Source organism: Streptomyces sp. NPDC002643 (assembly GCF_053592555.1).
The window spans coordinates 114,404-131,797 of record NZ_JBSFVY010000002.1 but is presented as its reverse complement, the minus strand read 5'-3'; the positions used below and the strand labels follow the sequence as shown (position 1 = coordinate 131,797).

General features: G+C 69.2%; 21 protein-coding genes. 6 read left to right on the top strand and 15 right to left on the bottom strand.

Features of this window, described 5'->3' with window-relative positions; all coding sequences use genetic code 11:
- Positions 1 to 30: 30 nt before the first annotated feature.
- The 12 genes from ACWD4G_RS03080 to ACWD4G_RS03025 all read right to left on the bottom strand — a co-directional run bounded on the left by ACWD4G_RS03080 (position 31) and on the right by ACWD4G_RS03025 (position 11,481).
- Positions 31 to 831 (bottom strand): zf-HC2 domain-containing protein, encoded by an 801-nt coding sequence (locus ACWD4G_RS03080; RefSeq protein WP_451290403.1) that lies wholly within the window; start codon positions 829 to 831, stop codon positions 31 to 33.
- A gap of 29 nt (positions 832 to 860) precedes the next feature.
- Complete coding sequence (locus ACWD4G_RS03075) at positions 861 to 1,436, bottom strand: sigma-70 family RNA polymerase sigma factor (RefSeq protein ID WP_451290401.1); 576 nt, start codon at positions 1,434 to 1,436, stop codon at positions 861 to 863.
- 317 nt (positions 1,437 to 1,753) lie between these two features.
- On the bottom strand, positions 1,754 to 2,389 hold the full coding sequence (locus ACWD4G_RS03070) for a CGNR zinc finger domain-containing protein (protein ID WP_451290400.1): 636 nt from the start codon (positions 2,387 to 2,389) through the stop codon (positions 1,754 to 1,756).
- 159 nt (positions 2,390 to 2,548) lie between these two features.
- Positions 2,549 to 3,223, bottom strand: a complete 675-nt coding sequence (locus tag ACWD4G_RS03065; RefSeq protein ID WP_451290399.1) for an HAD family hydrolase — start codon at positions 3,221 to 3,223, stop codon at positions 2,549 to 2,551.
- A 65-nt stretch (positions 3,224 to 3,288) separates the two neighbouring features.
- On the bottom strand, positions 3,289 to 3,840 hold the full coding sequence (locus ACWD4G_RS03060; RefSeq protein WP_451290398.1) for a GNAT family N-acetyltransferase: 552 nt from the start codon (positions 3,838 to 3,840) through the stop codon (positions 3,289 to 3,291).
- Entirely contained in the window at positions 3,837 to 4,412 is a 576-nt protein-coding gene (locus ACWD4G_RS03055) for a class IV adenylate cyclase (RefSeq protein WP_451290397.1), read from the bottom strand. Before ACWD4G_RS03055 ends, ACWD4G_RS03060 begins: the two co-directional genes overlap by 4 nt.
- Before the next feature lie 61 nt (positions 4,413 to 4,473).
- Positions 4,474 to 5,391, bottom strand: a complete 918-nt coding sequence (locus ACWD4G_RS03050; RefSeq protein ID WP_451290396.1) for a hypothetical protein — start codon at positions 5,389 to 5,391, stop codon at positions 4,474 to 4,476.
- Complete coding sequence (locus ACWD4G_RS03045) at positions 5,388 to 6,584, bottom strand: uroporphyrinogen-III synthase (protein WP_451290394.1); 1,197 nt, start codon at positions 6,582 to 6,584, stop codon at positions 5,388 to 5,390. Before ACWD4G_RS03045 ends, ACWD4G_RS03050 begins: the two co-directional genes overlap by 4 nt.
- Before the next feature lie 162 nt (positions 6,585 to 6,746).
- Positions 6,747 to 8,129: a nitrate/nitrite transporter gene (locus tag ACWD4G_RS03040; RefSeq protein ID WP_451290393.1), complete on the bottom strand. Its 1,383-nt coding sequence runs from the start codon at positions 8,127 to 8,129 to the stop codon at positions 6,747 to 6,749.
- A 381-nt stretch (positions 8,130 to 8,510) separates the two neighbouring features.
- Positions 8,511 to 9,434: an RNA polymerase sigma-70 factor gene (locus ACWD4G_RS03035; RefSeq protein ID WP_451290392.1), complete on the bottom strand. Its 924-nt coding sequence runs from the start codon at positions 9,432 to 9,434 to the stop codon at positions 8,511 to 8,513.
- 109 nt (positions 9,435 to 9,543) lie between these two features.
- Positions 9,544 to 10,821 (bottom strand): NAD(P)/FAD-dependent oxidoreductase, encoded by a 1,278-nt coding sequence (locus ACWD4G_RS03030; protein WP_451290390.1) that lies wholly within the window; start codon positions 10,819 to 10,821, stop codon positions 9,544 to 9,546.
- Between the two features lie 129 nt (positions 10,822 to 10,950).
- Entirely contained in the window at positions 10,951 to 11,481 is a 531-nt protein-coding gene (locus tag ACWD4G_RS03025; protein WP_451290388.1) for an ATP-binding protein, read from the bottom strand.
- Positions 11,482 to 11,681: 200 nt separating this feature from the next.
- On the opposite strand from ACWD4G_RS03025, the gene ACWD4G_RS03020 reads away from it, so the two are divergent.
- Both ACWD4G_RS03020 and ACWD4G_RS03015 read left to right on the top strand, forming a co-directional pair.
- Complete coding sequence (locus ACWD4G_RS03020) at positions 11,682 to 12,533, top strand: helix-turn-helix domain-containing protein (protein ID WP_451290387.1); 852 nt, start codon at positions 11,682 to 11,684, stop codon at positions 12,531 to 12,533.
- An 18-nt stretch (positions 12,534 to 12,551) separates the two neighbouring features.
- Positions 12,552 to 12,734, top strand: a complete 183-nt coding sequence (locus ACWD4G_RS03015; protein ID WP_451290386.1) for a DUF397 domain-containing protein — start codon at positions 12,552 to 12,554, stop codon at positions 12,732 to 12,734.
- Here ACWD4G_RS03015 and ACWD4G_RS03010 read toward each other — a convergent pair.
- Together ACWD4G_RS03010 and ACWD4G_RS03005 are read right to left on the bottom strand one after the other, a co-directional pair.
- Complete coding sequence (locus ACWD4G_RS03010) at positions 12,697 to 12,930, bottom strand: hypothetical protein (protein ID WP_451290779.1); 234 nt, start codon at positions 12,928 to 12,930, stop codon at positions 12,697 to 12,699. The genes ACWD4G_RS03015 and ACWD4G_RS03010 overlap by 38 nt on opposite strands.
- Positions 12,931 to 12,997: 67 nt before the next feature.
- Positions 12,998 to 13,537: a GNAT family N-acetyltransferase gene (locus tag ACWD4G_RS03005; RefSeq protein ID WP_451290754.1), complete on the bottom strand. Its 540-nt coding sequence runs from the start codon at positions 13,535 to 13,537 to the stop codon at positions 12,998 to 13,000.
- A gap of 294 nt (positions 13,538 to 13,831) precedes the next feature.
- Between ACWD4G_RS03005 and ACWD4G_RS03000 the strand changes: the two genes are divergently transcribed.
- From ACWD4G_RS03000 to ACWD4G_RS02985, 4 genes are all read left to right on the top strand, one after another.
- Positions 13,832 to 14,224, top strand: coding sequence for a hypothetical protein (locus ACWD4G_RS03000; protein WP_451290385.1), 393 nt, complete (start codon positions 13,832 to 13,834; stop codon positions 14,222 to 14,224).
- Positions 14,225 to 14,249: 25 nt separating this feature from the next.
- Positions 14,250 to 14,639, top strand: coding sequence for a hypothetical protein (locus ACWD4G_RS02995; protein ID WP_451290383.1), 390 nt, complete (start codon positions 14,250 to 14,252; stop codon positions 14,637 to 14,639).
- Positions 14,640 to 14,863: 224 nt separating this feature from the next.
- The gene (locus tag ACWD4G_RS02990; protein ID WP_451290382.1) at positions 14,864 to 15,676 is read left to right on the top strand and encodes a S1 family peptidase; all 813 of its coding nucleotides are present in this window, start codon (positions 14,864 to 14,866) and stop codon (positions 15,674 to 15,676) included.
- 262 nt (positions 15,677 to 15,938) lie between these two features.
- The gene (locus ACWD4G_RS02985; RefSeq protein WP_451290381.1) at positions 15,939 to 16,355 is read left to right on the top strand and encodes a hypothetical protein; all 417 of its coding nucleotides are present in this window, start codon (positions 15,939 to 15,941) and stop codon (positions 16,353 to 16,355) included.
- A 105-nt stretch (positions 16,356 to 16,460) separates the two neighbouring features.
- On the opposite strand, the gene ACWD4G_RS02980 is transcribed toward ACWD4G_RS02985, so the two are convergent.
- A complete protein-coding gene (locus ACWD4G_RS02980; RefSeq protein WP_451290380.1) occupies positions 16,461 to 17,372 on the bottom strand; it encodes a hypothetical protein in 912 nt (303 codons plus the stop codon).
- Between the last annotated feature and the right edge of the window lie 22 nt (positions 17,373 to 17,394).

Genomic DNA, 17,394 nt, shown 5'->3' with positions numbered 1-17,394 from the left:
GGTCCGTCCGCCGTCTGCTGTTGCTTTTCGCTATGCCTTGACGGTGACCAGCTTCTTGCCGCTGAAGGTCAGGACCTCGAAGTGGTCGATCTCGTCGGGGGTGAAGGCCGCGCCGCCCTGGACGTAGAGGGGGTTCCTGGCCTCCTCGGTCTTGGCGTTCTTGATGCCGTAACCCCACTCCGGGACCGCCCAGGAGGTGACCGTCTCACGCTCGCCGTTCTTGCCGACGGCGATCAACGAGCACTTCTCCGGACCCTCGACGTTCTTCAACTCAAGAACGGTCTGGGTGCCCCACTTCTTCTCCTTCATCCCGACCGTGGCCGTGACCTGCGTGGACGCGTCCGTGGAGGAGATCTTCTCCGCCGACTTCAGCTCCGTGAAGGCCGCCTGGGCCGGGTTGTCCTGAAGGACATTGGCCGTCGTCGACCCGTCGTCGTCTCCGCCGGTGCCGGTCGTCGCGAACACCGCGGTCGGGCCCGCGATGATGGCGGCGATCCCCGCGGCCAGCATGAAGAAGTTGCGCCTGCTCTTCTTGGCGCGATGTTGTACGACCTCGGTGACCAGCCGGTCCGAGAGTTTCGTACTCGGTTTGGCCGCCAGGGACTCTCCGATCGCGGGTGTGCCCTGTGCCGCGGGCAGATCCGCGAGGGCCGCCAGCATCGGTTCCATCCCGGCCAGCTCGTCGAGCTGCTGGCCGCACCACTCACAGGTGGCGAGATGGGCCTCGAACTGGGTGGCCTCGGCGTCGTCGAGTATCCCGAGGGCGTACGCGCCGACGGTTTCGTGGATATTGTCGCCGGAACCTTGGGCTCCTTGCACAGACCCGGGCATTCCCGGTCCATACCCCCCGTAGATGTTGCTCATGCCGTCACCCCGCGCTCCTCCAGAGCCAGTTTCATCGACCGCAGGGCGTAGAACACCCGGGAGCGGACGGTTCCACTGGGGATGCCAAGCGTCTCGGCCGCCTCATTGACCGTACGCCCTTTGAAATACGTCTCGACCAGGACCTCCCTGTGGGCAGGGGTCAGGTCGTCCAGCGCGTCCGACAGTGTCATCAGCCACAACGCCTTGTCGATCTCGTCCTCCGCGGGGATGACCTCCAGCGGCGACGGGTCGACCTCCTGCGGCCGGGCCTGCCGGCTGCGGTGGCCGTCGATGACGATGCGGCGTGCGACCGTCACCAGCCAGGGGCGTACCGATCCGGTCGCTCGATTGAGCTGACCGGCGTTCTTCCAGGCCCTGATGAGAGTTTCCTGCACAACGTCCTCGGCACGTTGGCGGTCGCCCGCGACCAGACGCAGCACGTACGCGAGCAAGGGTCCAGCGTGCTCGCGGTACAGCGCGCGCATCAGCTCCTCGTCTGGCTGCGAGGGCTGCGACGCGCGATGTCGGGCCCTGTGCGGGCGTTCATCGGCCACAGCGGAATCCTTGCGCACGGCTACCTCCGGTGTCCGGGGGTTCCCCCAGTCGGTCGCTCACATCGGGATACGTAGGTAATCAGTTGTGTGTTCAGAGTTGAGCCACAACTTTCTCGATTCAACTTGGGGAAGTTGGGGCAGCTGGGGGACAAATGCGGCCGTATCACTTCTTAAACCGGCACCTATGAGCGGGATTTGTGAAGACAGGCGCACCGTGATGTGAAAAACAGCACTGCTGCTTCTTTACGGCGTGCTTGGGTTTGCCCAACTCCCGTATGGGGTAAGGCAGGTGGGCAATTCGCCGACAAGCAGGGGGAATTGGGGCGTGCAGGGCCCTAGGGCCTGGCCAGGGCGGCGCGGCGGCGGTGGCGGGCGACTCGTTCGCGGTTTCCGCAGATCTCACTGGAGCACCAGCGGCGGCGTCGGCCCCTCGATGTGTCCACGTACACGATGGGGCAGTTGTCGCCGGCGCACTGGCGCAGGCTCGCGCAGGCCGCCGGGTCGGTGAGCAACTCGACGGTGTCACGGGCGATCACGGCGAGCAGGGCGGCGCACTCCGGGGCGTGGTCGAGGGCGCGGGCGAGGGAGCCTTCGGGGGTGCGGACGGCACGGGGGGCCGGGGTCTCCGCGCGGGCCAGTTCATTGACTCGGCCGAGGGAGATGTCGAGGGCGACAGCGGCCGGTCGGGGGCCTCCGGGGGTGGCGCCGGGGGTGGCCGGGATCAACTGGGCGATGTGGCCGCGGAGTTCCCGGAAGCCGACGAGCCAGTGGGCGGTGGCGTGGTCGAGGGGGGTGTGGTCGGGGACCAGCCCGGTACCGGTGATCCACGCGCACAACCGGTCGACCGAGTCGAGGCGTTCCTCGGGGTGGGTGGTCGCGAGGAGGTCGAGGCAGAGCCGTCCGCAGTCGAAGCGGGGCTCGTACGAGAGCGACTCCGACGCCGCTGTGGCCGTGGCCGTACCCGATGCCATGTGCCCGTCACCGCCTTGGGGTTACCGGTTACCCGCACAAGGTGTTCGACTGCTTCGTACCCCATACAGTGCCGGGCCGCACGTACGGAACGGAACCCTCGGGGCGAGGGTGAGTGGTGGCCGCCGGCCGAGCGGCGTGCGGTCAGCGGGCGCCGCCGCTCAGGACCGACGCGTCACCAACTCGACCAGCAGCTCGGTGTCCAGGAGGTTCGGCAGTACCGCTTCGGCGCCGGTGGCCCGGAGGGTGGGCTCGTCGTTGCGTCCCGTCGCCACCGCGATCGCCCGTACGGCGTTGGTGTGGGCGGCGGTCACATCGGCGGGGGTGTCGCCGATCACCACGGTCTCCGACGGGGAGGCGCCGGCCCGCCGCAGTGCGAGGCGGACCAGTTCGGCGCGTACGTCGTGCTCTTCGCCGTAGGCTCCCAGGTCCCAGTGGATGTGCTGGTCTAGGCCGAAGACGCGGAGCTTGACCGCGGCGACCGGGCGGATGTTGCCCGTCACGACGGTCTGTCGGACACCGGCGGCGTCGAGCGCGGCGAGGGCGTCCGCCGCGCCCGGCAAGGCACGGCCGCGTTCGCGGAGTTCCGCCGATCGACCGAGGTGTTCCTCGGCCAGGGCGTCGGCGAAGCGGTCGAAGTCGGCCCGGTCCGTGGTGAGTCCGTGCAGCGCGGCGGTCTCCCGAAAGGTGACCGGCTCCGTACCGCCGTCGACCATCGCCGGCTCCCGCATGACCTGCCCCATGCTCCGCAGGAACGCCGCCCCCGACAGCTCGCGGTTCATCCCGCGCGTGTCCATCAGCGTGTGGTCGATGTCCCACAGGACCAGTCGCGCCATGTGCACCGGCTTCCGTGTGTGGAGGGTCGTCGCGGTGACCGCACGCGGCTGCCGCCGCCGGCCGCTCATGTTTCCCGGGCGGCCCATTCGTGGTCGAGGATCGCGTGGACGATGGAGTCCCGCCATACTCCGCCCTTGCGGACATGCTCACGGATTCGGCCCTCCTCGATCATCCCGGCACGGGCCATCGTCTTCGCGGAGGCTTCGTTGAGGGGTGACCGGGCGCCCCAGATCCGGTGGAGGCCGAGTTCCCCGAAGCCGAGGCCGAGGAGCAGTCGTACGGTCTCGACGCCGTAGCCCCGGCCCCAGGAGTCGGGTCGCAGGGCGAAGCCCATGGTGGCTCCGCCGGGCTGGTGCGGGTCCAGGGCCAGGCGGCCGAAGCCGACGAGGGTGCCGGTGCCGCGCTCGATGATGGCGAGCGCGTGTTCGGTGCGGGGGTCGGCTCGGGCCGCTTCGATGGATCGGGCGATGATCCACCGCACCTCGTCCGGCGTCCGGGGCTCGAAGGACAGGTGCTCGGTGGCCGTCTCACTGCCGTAGATCGCGAACACGGCTTCGGTGTCGGCGACTTGGAGTTCCCGCAGCTCAAGGCGGCGGTCGGGGTGGCTCGCGGTCATGTCCCGGCGTGCCCGCGAGCCGAGCGCACCGCGTCGGTGTACGTGTCGCGGGTCAGGTCCTCCGGGGAGATCCCCAGCGTGGTGAAGACCGCCCGGACATCGTTCAACGCCTCGCTGACGTCGCCCTCATGGACGAGCGTCTCGATCTCCAGGAACGTGCCGTCGATCTCGGGAACCTGGACCAGGGTGGCCGACATCCTCCGACCGTACGCCTCGAAGGAGTGGTTCCGGCACCGCTTGTCGAAGGCGATGGACTCGACATGCCCCAGGGCAAGCAGGATCGCGTGCGCCGCGTCGGCGTCGTCGACGCGGGTTTCGTACTCGGGCTTCGAACCGGAATCCTCGTCCACGGCCGCGTCCTTGAAGGTCAGCACCGTCCTCACTGCCTTTGTCCCGTCGGCCTCGTGCACGGTCCGGAGCCGCAGTTCCTGGCCCGCTCCGCCCAGCGAGCCGTCCGGACGCTCGTAGTACGTGTCCCGGTACACCTCGACACGAGCTTCACCACACTCGTCGAGCCGCCGCATGACCGCCTCGGGCGAACGGACCCGGGCCTTCAACTCCGCCTCGATCACCTGCGGTACTCCTCCCTCGGCCGACCCGGACAGATTCGTCGTGGTGCCCGCGCGGGGCTCCTCATGCCTCTATGCGCAGCCAAGTGTTGCCCGTGCGGAGCCAGAGGGCGCCGTTGCGGCCTTGGGCGCAGTTCTTGACCACTCGGCCGGGGACCCGTAGGCGCCGGCGGCTGGTTGCCGTCCAGGTGGTGCCGTTGAGTTCGACGTGCGTGAGTTCGACCGAGCGCTTGTTGTGGTTTCGACGGCTGAGTACCGCTCTGTCGCCTCGGACCGCGAATCCGTCCGGGGCGGGGACGGGGCTGGGGTAGCTGGTAACGTCGCCGGTGGATGGTGTGATCCGGGTCAGGTAGGTGCTGCCTCTGCTGCTTCCCGAGTACCAGACGAGCCAGGTGTGCTCGTTGGCCGTTGCTGCGGTGCGGCCTTCAAGAGGGTGATCCGGCAGTCGGCCTTGGGGAGTCCAGGTGGCCTGGCCTCGGGTGTTCCAGCCGGCGAGGCCCGCCGCTGACTCGGGGTGGCCGCCGTAGATGCCCTCATCACCGTAAGCCGTCCAGATGCCTCCATGGACATCGGTCGCCAATGCCTGAAGGTCATCGCCGAGGCAGAACTCCCCTTCAGGCGTGCCCGATGCGGAGAACACCACGGCGTTGGGTGCCCAGGAGTCCTCGATCTCGGATCGGAAGGTGCGGCCGCTCGCCAGGAGGAACCGGGAGTCCGGGAGGAGGGCCAGGTGGCTGGGACGGATGTGGATGTTCTGGACCGGGGTGCGCCGTTCCCGCTGTCCCTCGACGGTGACCAGTTCACCTGTGAACGGGAGTCGCGGTCGCCACCCGATCCACCCCTTGACGTAACGGCTGTGATCGAGGTGTCGCCGGTGGACCAGCAGGACCGCCAGCTCCTCGGAGGGGCCGACGGTCCAGCAAAGGGCTCGGTGGCCCCGTACGGCGTCAGCGGCGGGGAGCCGCCATACACGCCGCGTCACTCGTCCCCGTACTTCGCGTCCGCCGCCGGGTCCAGGGCCAGGCGGTAGCCGCGTTTGACGACGGTCTGGATCAGCTTTGGCGCGCCCAGGGCCGTGCGTAGCCGGGCCATCGCTGTTTCGACCGCGTGTTCGTCCTTGCCTGCGCCGGGGAGGGCTTTGAGGAGTTCTGAGCGGGGGACGACCCAGCCGGGGCGGCGGCTCAGGGTGCGCAGGAGGGACATTCCGGCCGGGGGGACGGGGCGTAGGGCGCCGTCGACCAGGACCGCGTGGCCGCGGATCTCGACGCGGTGGCCGGCGATGGGGAGGGAGCGGGCCCGGGTGGGGAGTTCCTGGCAGAGGAGCTGGACGAGGGGGCCGAGGCGGAAGCGTTCCGGTTGGATCGTGTCGATGCCGTGGGCCTGGAGGGGGAGGGCGGTGACCGGGCCGACGCAGGCCGGGAGTACGTCGTGGTTCAGGGCGGCCAGCAACTCGGGCAGCAGGCCCCGGGCCTCGGCGCGGGAGAGCAGGGAGGCCGCCGCGGGGGCGCTGGTGAACGTCACCGCGTCGAGGCCTCGGGCGACCGTCGCGTCGAGGAGGCGGTCCACGGGGGTGAGGTCCTCCGGCGGCATCCAGCGGTAGACGGGGACGCCCACCACCTCCGCGCCGCCCGCCCGCAGCGCCTCCACGAAGCCGGGAAGGGGTTCGCCGTGGAGTTGTACGGCGATACGGCGGCCTTCGACTCCGTGTTCCAGCAGGCGGTCCAGGACCTCCGCCATGGATTCGGAGGACGGGGACCATTCTTCGGTGAGGCCCGCGGCTCGGATCGCGCCTTTCACCTTCGGGCCTCGGGCCAGGACCTCCACGCCCCTCAGCTTGTCCAGCAGGGCCTCGCCCAGGCCCCAGCCGTCCGCCGCCTCGATCCAGCCGCGGAAGCCGATGGCCGTGGTGGCGACCACGATGTCGGGGGTCTGGTCCAGCAAGTCCTTGGTGGCGGCCAGCAGTTCGCTGTCGTCGGAGAGCGGCACGATGCGCAGGGCCGGGGCATGGAGGACCGCGGCTCCTCGGCGCTGGAGCAGCGCGCCGAGCTCGTCGGCCCGTCGTGCCGCCGTCACGCCCACGGTGAAACCGGCCAGCGGGCCGTGGTCCGGCTGCGCCGGCCGTTCGGCTCGCTCGGCTCGTTCTGGTCGCTCAGGTCGCTGCTGTTCGTCGTACATGGCTCTCGTCCCGCCGAGTCGTCGCACTGTGTCAGTGCTCCATGGAAAGGCTCCATGGAAAGTGCACCTACATGCCGATCGAGCCTGTCAACGGCGCGTGACAGGCTCGGTTCGGCTTGATGTCGTCGGTGTTACGTCACCCCGGTGAGGGGTTGTGCTGCGTCACACCTCGGCGTAGCTGAGCTGCGGCTTCGCATCCGTTCCGGCCGCGGACTCGGTCTGCGCGGCGGCCGGGCGGCGAAGGTATACGGCCCAGGTGACGGCGAAGCAGACGCCGTAGAAGGCGAGGAAGGAGACGAAGGCGCCGGTGCCGGAGCCCACGGAGAGGAAGGACTGGCGCAGAGCGAGGTTGATACCGAGCCCGCCGAGGGCGCCCACCGCGCCGATGATGCCCATCGAGGCGCCGGACAGACGACGGCCGTACGCCGCGGCCTCCTCGCCCCGAAGCCCCTTGGCAAGGGCCTTGGCCTGGAAGATGCCCGGGATCATCTTGAACGTGGAGCCGTTGCCGAGGCCGGTGAGGACGAACAGGGCGATGAAGGCGACCGTGAACAGCGGCAGCGACTTCTGCATGGACGCGATGACGATGACACCGGTGGCGGCGGCCATGGCGACGTAGTTCCACAGCGAGATCTTCGCGCCGCCGAAGCGGTCCGCGAGCGCGCCGCCCACCGGCCGGATCAGCGAGCCGAGCAGCGGGCCGATGAAGGTGACGTACGCGGCCTCCAGCGGCGTACGGCCGAACTGGGTCTGCAGGACCAGGCCGAAGGCGAAGCTGTAGCCGATGAACGAGCCGAAGGTGCCGATGTAGAGGAACGACATGATCCAGGTGTGGGCGTCCTTGACGGCTTCCTTGGCGGCGCCGGTGTCGTTCTTCAGGGACGCGATGTTGTCCATGTAGAGCGCGCCGAGCACGGCGGCGATCACGATGAACGGGATGTAGATCCCGAGGAGCACCCGCGGACCGCCGCTGGCGCCGATGACGGCGAGGCCGATGAGCTGGACGACGGGGACACCGATGTTGCCGCCGCCGGCGTTCAGGCCGAGGGCCCAGCCCTTCTTCCTGAGCGGGAAGAAGGCGTTGATGTTGGTCATGCTGGAGGCGAAGTTGCCGCCGCCGATACCGGCGAGCATCGCGCAGATCAGGAAGGTGGAGAACGACGTCCCCGGCTCCATCACGATGAAGGCCGCGACGGTGGGTACGAGGAGCAGGCTCGCGGAGACGACCGTCCAGTTCCGTCCGCCGAAGATCGCGACGGCGAAGGTGTAGGGGATGCGGACGATCGCGCCGACCAGGGTGGCCATGGACACGATGAAGAACTTGTCGGCCGGGGTGAGCCCGTACTCGGGGCCCATGAAGAGGACCATCACCGACCAGACGGTCCAGACGGAGAACCCGATGTGCTCGGAGAGGACGGAGAAGAGGAGGTTGCGGCGGGCGACCTTCTCACCGGTCTCGTTCCAGAAGGCCTCGTCCTCCGGGTCCCAGTGCTGAATCCACCGGCCTCCCCTGTTCGCGGCGGGGGCTGTGCTCGGGGCTGTCATGACGCCTCCACGTTTCTCCGGGCTTCGGTTCGTACCAGGGGGTGGTGATGGGGTGATGAGTCCCGAAGGTAGGCAGAGCGCGTTTCCTGACTGTGGCACCGGGTGACCGGAAAGGAACTTTGCTCTCACCGGCGGATGGACCGATCGGTGAGGAATCGGTGAGCGGAACGCCACACAGGGCGCCCGTGGTCATGGTCACCGCAGGTCCGCGTGGTGCGGCAGAGGCGATCACGCCATCTTGGGCGCGGCCCGCGTTCCAATGTATGCGCACCGGTGCCGTCGCTCAGCGTGGCGAAGACCACAGCGACGGCACCACCCGGGGGCGTGGGACGGCGGGCAGGGGTCGTGTGACGGCGGCCGGGGAGAGGGCTCGCGGGCGTATCAGTGCAGGGTGAGAGGGGTCTCGGCCTCGAACCGGGTCAGTTTCTCGGGGTTGCGGACGTAGTAGAGGCCGGTGACTCGGTCGTTCTCGACGCGGAACGCCACGACGCCGTCGATCTCGCCGTCCTTGCGGAGGAACAGGGCGGGGCTGCCGTTCACCACCGTGGGGTCGAACGTGATCGTCGCGCCCGTCTTGGTGATGCCGCCGACGATGAAACGGCTCACCTTGTCGGCGCCGAGAATCGGCCGCAGTGCGGCCTGCTTGACGCCGCCGCCGTCGTTGATCATGACGACGTCGGGGGCCAGTACGTCGAGGAGGCGCTGGGGGTCGCCGGTGGCGATCGCCCTGGCGAAGGCGTCCGCGACCGCCCGTTTCCTGCGCTCCGACACCACCTCGCGGGGGCGGCGGGCGTCGACGTGACGGCGGGCGCGGTGGGCGATCTGGCGTACGGCCGCGGGGGTCTTGTCGACGGCCGCCGCGATCTCCTCGTAGCCGACGTCGAAGACCTCGCGCAGCACGAACACCGCGCGCTCGGTGGGCGAGAGCGTCTCCATGACGAGCATCAGCGCCATCGACACGCTCTCGGCCAGTTCGACGTCCTGGGCCACGTCCGGTGCGGTGAGCAGCGGTTCGGGCAGCCACTGGCCGACGTACGCCTCCCTGCGGCGGGTCAGGGTGCGCAGCCGGTTCAGGGACTGGCGGGTGGTGATGCGGACCAGGTACGCGCGCCGGTCGCGCACCTGGTCCAGGTCGACGCCTACCCACCGCAGCCAGGTCTCCTGGAGCACGTCCTCGGCATCGGCGGCCGAGCCGAGCATTTCGTAGGCCACCGTGAAGAGGAGGTTCCGGTGGGCGACGAAGGACTCGGTGGCCGGGTCGGTGGGCGGGGTGCCCGGTGTCGGATCGGTGGTGTGCTCGGTCATGGTGCGAAGCGTCCCCTCTTCGAGTGTGGGCTGTGCCGCCGGAGCGCGCTGGGGCCTGTCGTTCGGATCACGCCTGGGCGCGAGGCCCTGGCACGTTCCAAGACACGGCCTAGGAGGCCGCTCGTTCCGGGGCGGGCACGGGTCCGGTCGGCTGCCCGCCGGCGGTCGCGTCCGGCCTGGTCGCCAGCAGGCGGCCGCGGTGGGGGCCTCCCGAGACGTTGTGCAGCTTGTACGAACCCGGCTTGCGGGCCTCGCCCGCGAGGTGCTTGACGATGCCCTGGCAGACGAACTCCTTGACCCTCGCGCCCAGTCGGCCGTCGATGTGGAGGCCCACCGCGACGTCGTACCGGCGCGCGAACTGGAAGATCCCGCCGCCCCGGCCCAGGCTGATGCACTGCCCGGCGAACGCCTGGTTGAGGGGTGCCGGCCGCTCCCCCGCGATCCGGGCCAGCACGGTGTCGGCGGCCCGCGCGCCCAGCGGTATCGCGGCCTGGCAGCTCATCCGCAACGGCAGGTCCGACGGCGCCGCCGAGTCGCCGGCCGCGACGATCCGTGGGTCGTCCACGCTGGTCAGCGTCTCGTCCGTGAGCAGCCGGCCGAGGGCGTCGGTGGTCAGCCCGCTGCGTACGGCCAGGTCCGGCACGCCGAAGCCGGCGGTCCAGATGGTCACCTCGCTCGGCAGGGTCCGGCCGCCGCTGAGGCGTACGGCGTCGCTCATCACCTCCGTGACCTTGGCGTTCGGGCCCTCCAGTACGGTCACGCCGAGTTCGGTGAGGCGTCGGGCGACCGAGCGGCGGCCCTTCGGGTGGAGATAGGGGCCGAGGACGCCGCCGCAGACCAGGGTCACCTTCCGGCCCTCTTCGGCCAGTTCGGCGGCGGTCTCGATACCGGTCGGGCCGGCGCCGACGACGGTCACCGGGGCGGTCCGGGACACGGCCTCGACGGCCGGGCGCAGCCGCCGGGCCTCCTCCAGGCTCGCGATCGGGTACGCGAACTCGGCGGCCCCCGGCACCCCCGGGTCGGCGCTGCCGCTGCCCACCGCGTAGACCAGGTGGTCGTAGCGGAGGCCGCCGCCGCTCGCCAGGGTCACCTCGCGCCCGGCGGCGTCGATCCGGGTGACGGTGTCGACGGTCAGCCGTACGCCCTCGGCCAGCACCTCCCGGTACTCCACGACCGCGTCGTCGGAGCCGCCGACCAGCTGGTGCAGCCGAATCCGCTCGACGAAGGCCGGGCGGGGGTTGATCAGGGTCACGCGCACCTCGTCGTGCCGGGTCAGCCGGTTGGCGGCCATCACGCCCGCGTAACCGCCACCGATCACGAGGACTTCGATGGTGTTGCGGGGGCCTTCGGTGGTGCTCCGGGCGCCTTCGGTGTTGTTGCCGGTCATGGTGTCTCCTCCGTCGCTCCAAGGGGGTTCGGTCTCAAGACACCGGGTCCGTGACGGCCGTGACACCTTGTGGCGCAGGTCACATTCACGGAAGGCGGAGGCCGCACGGAGGCCGCCCGGGAACCATCGTCACGCCGCCTCCAGCCGAGCCGCCGCCGTCCGCGCGCCCCCGACCTCGAACCACACCAGCTTCCCCCGCCCCCTCCCGGGAGGCCCCGAAAGCCCCCGGGTCCCGCCCTCCAGCGGCCAGCAGCCCCAGCGGTCGGCGCAGCGCTGGACGAGGAGGAGGCCTCGGCCGTGTTCATCGTCGTCCGTGGGGGTGGGCGGGGACGGCTCGGGGTTCGCGGAGTGGGCCGCGGACAGCCGATCGAACGGAGGCGGGATGCGCGGGTCGTAGTCACCAACGAACACCGTGAGCCGGCCTTCGGGGAAGGCGAGCAGACGCAGGGTCGCGGGGGTCGAGGTGTGCAGGTACGCGTTCGTCACCAGCTCCGAGGTCAACAGCTCGGTGACATCGAGGAGTTCGTCCCAGCCGTGCGAGGTGAGTGCCGCCCGCACGGTCAAACGGGCGACGCGGACGGCTCGGGGGTCGTGCGGCAGCCTCAGGAAGTACTCCCAGGAGCGGGGCAGCGAGGCATCGAGCGGGGATACGGTGACCATGAGACCTCCAGGGAGGAATGGGGCGTGGGTTCACACAACGGCCGTACGGGCGCTTCCGGCTTACCGGGGCGGCCAGTTGAGCGGCACGTGAACACCGTAGGCTCTTTGGTTAGATACCTCTAACCAAATGGGCTGAAGTTCTCCATGCTTCACCCATGTGAGGGATGCGCCAGCCGAGCCATGGCACGAAGGGAGAGGCCTTGCCACCCACTAACAGCCCCACGTTGCGTCAGCGCAGACTGGGCACTGAGCTGCGCAAACTCCGCGAAAGGGCAGGGCTCAACACCACGGGCGCAGCCGCACGCCTCGGCGTCAGCCAGGCACGTGTCAGCATGGTCGAGACCGGCCGCACCCCCATCAGCGCCGACCGCATCCGATCCACGGCACGGGCGTACGACTGCGCGGACGAGCCACTCATCGAGGCCCTGAGCGCGATGACCGGACGGCGGGTTCGCGGTTGGTGGGAGGAGTACCGCGAGCACCTCCCGGCCAACCTGATCGACCTCGTGGAACTCGAACATCACGCGGTCTCGCTGCGAGTGGCCTTGTTCGTCCACATCCCCGCACTGCTCCAGACCACCGACCACGCCCGTGCGATCTTCCGCACTGTCGTGCCCCCGTTGCGGCAGTACGAGATCGAGCACCGGCTCACCCACCGGATCAAGCGGCAAGCAATCCTCTACCGGGACAACCCCACCCCCTACCTCGTCACCATCCACGAGGCGGCACTGCGTATGGGGTTCGGAGGCCGAGCCGTGACCATCGAACAGCTCAGGCACCTGGTCGAGATGAGCGAGTTGCCCCATGTCACCGTCCGAGTCATCCCCTTCGGGAACGCGAACTTCCCGGGCGCGGGGCAGAGCATCACCTACGCCGCAGGCCCCGTGCCCCAGATCGACACGGTGCAGTTGGACAGCCACCATGGCTGCGAGTTCCTGGACAGCGAAGCCCAGTTGGCCAAGTACCGATCAGTGATGGACAGGCTGGACGATTGCGCCCTGGCCCCAGAGAAGTCTCGCGATCTGGTCCACAGCATCGCGAACGACCTGTGAAAGGCACCCGGTATACCCATGCTGCCCTGGCAGAAGTCCACCTACTGCGGCGACGCATCCAACTGCCTCTACATAGCCGCCCCCACCCGGGCCGAAATACACCTCCGCGAAAGCGACGCCCCCGGCACCGTCATCACCACCACTCCACCCACCCTGGCCACTCTCATTCGCACCCTGCGAACAGCCCACCCCTCACGCTGAGGCCACGCAGGGACAGTTCGAGAGCCAAGGGGCGGTACAACTCGCTTGCCCCGAGCATCAGATCCGGCAGCAGTCGTTCGAGGAGTGGACGGCCGTACCGGCGCATAGCGGTGTCGCAGATCTCGGTGAAGTTCTCCGGCATGGGCGGACGCACCACTTCGGCGGTGTAACCGGCCTGCCGCAGCCGTTGGCGCATCGCGGTGCGCGATGTGGGGGCGGGCGGCGGGGCCGAGGTGGTCGGGGACGGGGTGGTGGTGCGTCAGTCACCCGGTAGGGGTTCCTGAGTCCTTGATCAGCCCGGCCAGCACCGGCATGGCTTCGGACCTGCGGGCCATGAGATAGGCGGTACGGCCCTTGCGTGTGGGGGTGTGGACCAGGTCCCAGCCCTGCACATCGCGGTAGTAGGTCATGAGGCGTTCGCTGAATGTGCCCCGGCGAACCCACGTCACGTTCTCGTGGGCGGCCCGGTCCAGAGCCCACCAGGCCATCAGACGGCCAGGCTGTTCGCGCCGATGGGCGGGGTGGGTGAAGGACGTCGCCAGGAAGTACGCGCTCTGCTCCAGCTCCAGGGCGGTCCAACCCCATTCGGGGGTCCTGGTGAAGACGGTCGTACAGCCGATGAGCTGATGGCCTTCGGCGAGGACCCACACCGGAAAGGCCGGATTCGCCGCCTGCGAGGCGGCGTTGCGGATGTCGTCCTCGGTACGGGGCCAGTCCGGGATGCCACGCTCACGCATCCAGGCGCACCGCGCCCGCACCATCTCGGCGATCGCCTCCTGGTCGTCGGCGGTGGCCGGGCGCATGACGTACACGATCGTCTCCTTGGGAGGGCTGGGGGCTCCGCCACCGATGGCAGACCCACGGCGGTCGCGGCGTACGGTGTGTACGCCCCGGCCAGTGTCGGGCGCCATGAGCTACGGGTGTGCCGAAGCCCTCGGTGTGTTCGGCGTGTTACCGGGATCAGTGAACGCACCGCTTCCGTCTCGTCGGGCTGGTGACCATCAGTCAACGCCCAGACTCGGGCCGTGGGGAGCTGCCAGAATGTCTGCCAGCTGTAGGCCAGTTGTGAACCAGGACCGACGACCGGCGGGCCGGACATGACCATTGGTGAGCGCATCCGCGCGGCACGCGAAGCAAGGCGCCCGAAACGCAGCCAGGAGAAGCTCGCGAACGAGCTGTCGGTGGCGCGCTGGGGGAAGCCCGGGTTTCTCGACCGGCAGCAGGTCTACCGGTGGGGGAAGGGACGCAGGGTCCCCCGGGCGTGGCTGCCGTTCATCGAACAGGTACTCAACATCGATCTGTCCGAGGACAATGAGACCCAGCTCGCCGATACCGTGACCTCAGTGATCCTCCTGGGAGGCAGCGACGTGGACCGACGGCAGTTCCTCGTGGCATCCGCCGCCGTCGGCCTTGCCGCGCTCGATCTCCCCGACGCCGAGGCCATCACTCGCCGCGCGAACCGGTTCGGCCCCGTGGCCGTGCGGCCGTGAGTTGTTCGCCGCGGCCAGTGAGCTGGTGCACCTGATCGGCTGGATGGCGAGGGACGAGGGCAACCAGGGTCTGAGCCAGAAGTACCATCTGCACAGCTACCGGCTCGCCGCCGAGGCCGGCGAGAACGAACTCGCCGCGACCGCCCTGCGCGGACTCGCGGACCAGGCCATCGACCTCGGGCACATCCCCACCGCCGTACGGCTCGCCGAGGCGTGCGAGCAGCGCGGCCGCAAGCTCACGAACCCCAAAGCACTCGCGTACTACCGCAATACCTACGCCCGCGCGGCAGCCGCCGACGGCGTGCGGTCCGTACGGATCGACGACGGCCTGACCAACATCGCCGCCCGACTGCCGTCCCTCCCCGACAGCCCGGGGGCCACCGAACTCGGCGGGCGCATCACCGCCCGCAGGTGAGGCGCCCGTAAGCACCCCGAGGGGCGTCGAGTTCATCCTGACACGGTTAATCAAGGGAAATAGCAAAGTTACGTGCGGGTAGAAACCCGCGAGCGCTCAACCTTCACCAGGCTTTACGGTTTCCCCATTTTCGCAGTGCTACGTTGAGCCTCACCTTCGGGTAACTCCATTTCCCCCACCGGCCCTTGTCGTGATTCCTTCGGGGCCGCACTCAGGAGACCCTCATGTCTTTTTCCTCCCGTACGAGAACGGCCGCTGTCGTGACCGCGTCGGCCTGTGTCGCCACGCTGCTCGGCGGTGCCACGGCCGCGCACGCCATCGTCGGCGGCAAGGCCGTCACCGCGGCCACGCACAAGGCCAAGTACCAGTTCGTCGTGGACATCTCGACCGGCGCCAAGACCCCCTCGGGCGACGACGTGAAGTGCGTCGGCGCTCTCATAGCCCCGAAGAAGGTCCTGACCTCGTTCAACTGCCTTGCCACAGGTGACGGTTCACAGGACACGACCACGGTCGTCGGTGGCCGCAAGAACCTCAACGGCAAGGGCGGCACCGTCAGCGGAGTCGCCGGCGTCGACCGTTCCGCCGACATGAAGTACACCGAGGACGGCGTTCCCGTCGCCGATGTCGCCGTGCTCACGCTGACCAAGAAGATGCCCTACACCCCGGTCGCGCTCGTGCCGAAGTCGTTCACGTACACGGCGGGCACCAAGGCCCGCATCGTCGGCTGGGGCGACTCCGGAGCCGGCACGGACTATTCGAACCAATTGAAGGAAGCGAATGTCGGCATCCTTCCGAACTCCTCGTGCGCCAAGCCCTACACCACCAAGAATTTCCAGGCGAAGACCATGCTCTGCGCCGGAAAGCAAAAGGGCGGCGTGGACTTCTGCGCCGGTGACGAAGGCGCCCCGCTGCTCGTCACCCAGGGCAAGCGGCAGTATCTGGCCGGAATCGCCTCCTGGGGTTACAAGGACTGTGGAAAGGCGAACAAACCCGGTGTCTACACCCGTATCTCGGCGTTCCGCTGGGTGACCCAGTAGGCAATACGCCCACAAGTGGACATAGCACCGCACGCTCGCTACGGTCGAACAGGTGGCGTCACACATGCAGCAGTCGTAGTCGGTACGCCGATCCTCAGGCGTCGACGGACGAGCGTAGGAGCTCGGACGACTGCCCTCCCCCTGACAGACGCACTACCCACGCGACGGCGAACCGCCCACGACGATGCGATGCCGCGCTTCCCCGCGCCGCTCACTGGATCGCCGCGGTCGGCATGGCCGAAGCAGATGAGTGGAGAGTGAAATGCGGTCTTTCAAGAGCAAGAGCAGGACGAAGAAGTACGGCTCCGCCCTGGCTGTCGCCTCCCTGGCGTTCGGCGCATCCGCGACGGCGGCGGGCACCGCTCAGGCCGACCCGGACTCCAGCAGGGTCAAGCTCAAGGGAACCGTGAGCTGTGAACGCTTCGAAGACTCGAACGTGGACTCGATCACGGTGACCACGAAGGGCAAGGCCAAGAAGGACAACCTCTCCGGTGAGGACGTGTCCGAGGCGTACTCCCTGACGTTCACCGGAGTCACGAAGTCGACGAACGGTCAGTCGGCCAACGCCAAGATCGTCTGCATCGACAGTGACGAGGAGGAGCACACCTACAGCAAGACCTTCACCATCAAGAGGCCGACCAGCCCCAACACCGAGGTCCAGACCCGCAACTTCAAGTGAGCCCAGGCCCGCTGACGTAGGCCCCTGGCCGGCTCCGACCCACCCCGATCCGCTGCGAGCGCCGCAACACGACAGCGCCCGCGGCGGATCGCTGTGCGGCCCCGGTCAGCTCGACGCCGCGCCCACATAGCTGAGCGTGTTGGTGCCCCCGTCGTCCCAGGTGATGACCACGTCGTCGCCGGAGCGGCGGACCGTGGCGTAGAGGAGGTCCTCGTCGGCCGCGTCGGGGGAGGCCAGGGGGCGCAGGGCCATGCGGAAGGAGTTCTCGTCGCGGTAGGCGCCCACGCCGCTGAGGATGCCCTTGCCGCTGGTCAGGTCGATGTAGGAGAGGGCGTGCTGGCCCGCCGTACCACCGGAGAGTTCCTCCTCGCGGATGGTGAGGGTGCGGGCCTCGGCGTCCTGCCACTGGCCCTCGACGCCCTTGGCCGGCGCCGTGCCCGTCGAGTCGTCGTCCTCGCCGCCGCCGCCGATCGAACCGCCGTCCGGCGTCTCGGTGACCTCGTCGGTCGCCTCCTCGCTCGGGCTCTCGCTCTCGCTCGCCTGCGCCGACACGCTGTTCTCGGGTTTGGCGACGGTCCCTTCGTCATCGCTGGAGGTGAGGAGGAAGATGCCGCCGCCGATCACGGCCAGCGCCGCCACCGCCGCCACGATGATCAGCGCGAGCCTGCCGCCGTTGCCCGAGGGCGCGGGCGGCTGCGGGTAACCCCCGTACGGGGCACCGTAGTTCGGCATCCCCGGTGCGCCGGGTGCGCCCGGCATCCCGGGTGCGCCCGGCGCACCGTACGGCTGCTGCGGAGCCCCCGCGTACGGGTTCGGCTGCTGACCCGGCTGACCGGGCTGTCCCGGATATCCGGGCTGCCCCGGCTGACCCCCGTAACCGGGTTGCCCGGGCTGCCCCGGAACCTGCCCCGGACCCGCCCCCGGCGGCGGAGGCGTGTACGGCCCCGGGTACGGCTGCTGCGGCGGCTGCTGGGCTCCGTAACCGTCGTACGGCGGCTGGCCGGGAGGCTGGGTCATCGGCGGGTGTCACTCCTCAAGT

Excerpts from the sequence above, each read along its gene's own strand:
- ACWD4G_RS03080 (WP_451290403.1), bottom strand. The coding sequence starts at position 831 with ATGCCCGGGTCTGTGCAAGGAGCCCAAGGTTCCGGCGACAATATCCAC.
- ACWD4G_RS03070 (WP_451290400.1), bottom strand. The coding sequence starts at position 2,389 with ATGGCATCGGGTACGGCCACGGCCACAGCGGCGTCGGAGTCGCTCTCG.
- ACWD4G_RS03065 (WP_451290399.1), bottom strand. The coding sequence starts at position 3,223 with ATGGCGCGACTGGTCCTGTGGGACATCGACCACACGCTGATGGACACG.
- ACWD4G_RS03060 (WP_451290398.1), bottom strand. The coding sequence starts at position 3,840 with ATGACCGCGAGCCACCCCGACCGCCGCCTTGAGCTGCGGGAACTCCAA.
- ACWD4G_RS03045 (WP_451290394.1), bottom strand. The coding sequence starts at position 6,584 with ATGTACGACGAACAGCAGCGACCTGAGCGACCAGAACGAGCCGAGCGA.
- ACWD4G_RS03040 (WP_451290393.1), bottom strand. The coding sequence starts at position 8,129 with ATGACAGCCCCGAGCACAGCCCCCGCCGCGAACAGGGGAGGCCGGTGG.
- ACWD4G_RS03035 (WP_451290392.1), bottom strand. The coding sequence starts at position 9,434 with ATGACCGAGCACACCACCGATCCGACACCGGGCACCCCGCCCACCGAC.
- ACWD4G_RS03030 (WP_451290390.1), bottom strand. The coding sequence starts at position 10,821 with ATGACCGGCAACAACACCGAAGGCGCCCGGAGCACCACCGAAGGCCCC.
- ACWD4G_RS03025 (WP_451290388.1), bottom strand. The coding sequence starts at position 11,481 with ATGGTCACCGTATCCCCGCTCGATGCCTCGCTGCCCCGCTCCTGGGAG.
- ACWD4G_RS03015 (WP_451290386.1), top strand. The coding sequence starts at position 12,552 with ATGCTGCCCTGGCAGAAGTCCACCTACTGCGGCGACGCATCCAACTGC.
- ACWD4G_RS03010 (WP_451290779.1), bottom strand. The coding sequence starts at position 12,930 with ATGCGCCAACGGCTGCGGCAGGCCGGTTACACCGCCGAAGTGGTGCGT.
- ACWD4G_RS03005 (WP_451290754.1), bottom strand. The coding sequence starts at position 13,537 with ATGCGCCCGGCCACCGCCGACGACCAGGAGGCGATCGCCGAGATGGTG.
- ACWD4G_RS03000 (WP_451290385.1), top strand. The coding sequence starts at position 13,832 with ATGACCATTGGTGAGCGCATCCGCGCGGCACGCGAAGCAAGGCGCCCG.
- ACWD4G_RS02990 (WP_451290382.1), top strand. The coding sequence starts at position 14,864 with ATGTCTTTTTCCTCCCGTACGAGAACGGCCGCTGTCGTGACCGCGTCG.
- ACWD4G_RS02985 (WP_451290381.1), top strand. The coding sequence starts at position 15,939 with ATGCGGTCTTTCAAGAGCAAGAGCAGGACGAAGAAGTACGGCTCCGCC.
- ACWD4G_RS02980 (WP_451290380.1), bottom strand. The coding sequence starts at position 17,372 with ATGACCCAGCCTCCCGGCCAGCCGCCGTACGACGGTTACGGAGCCCAG.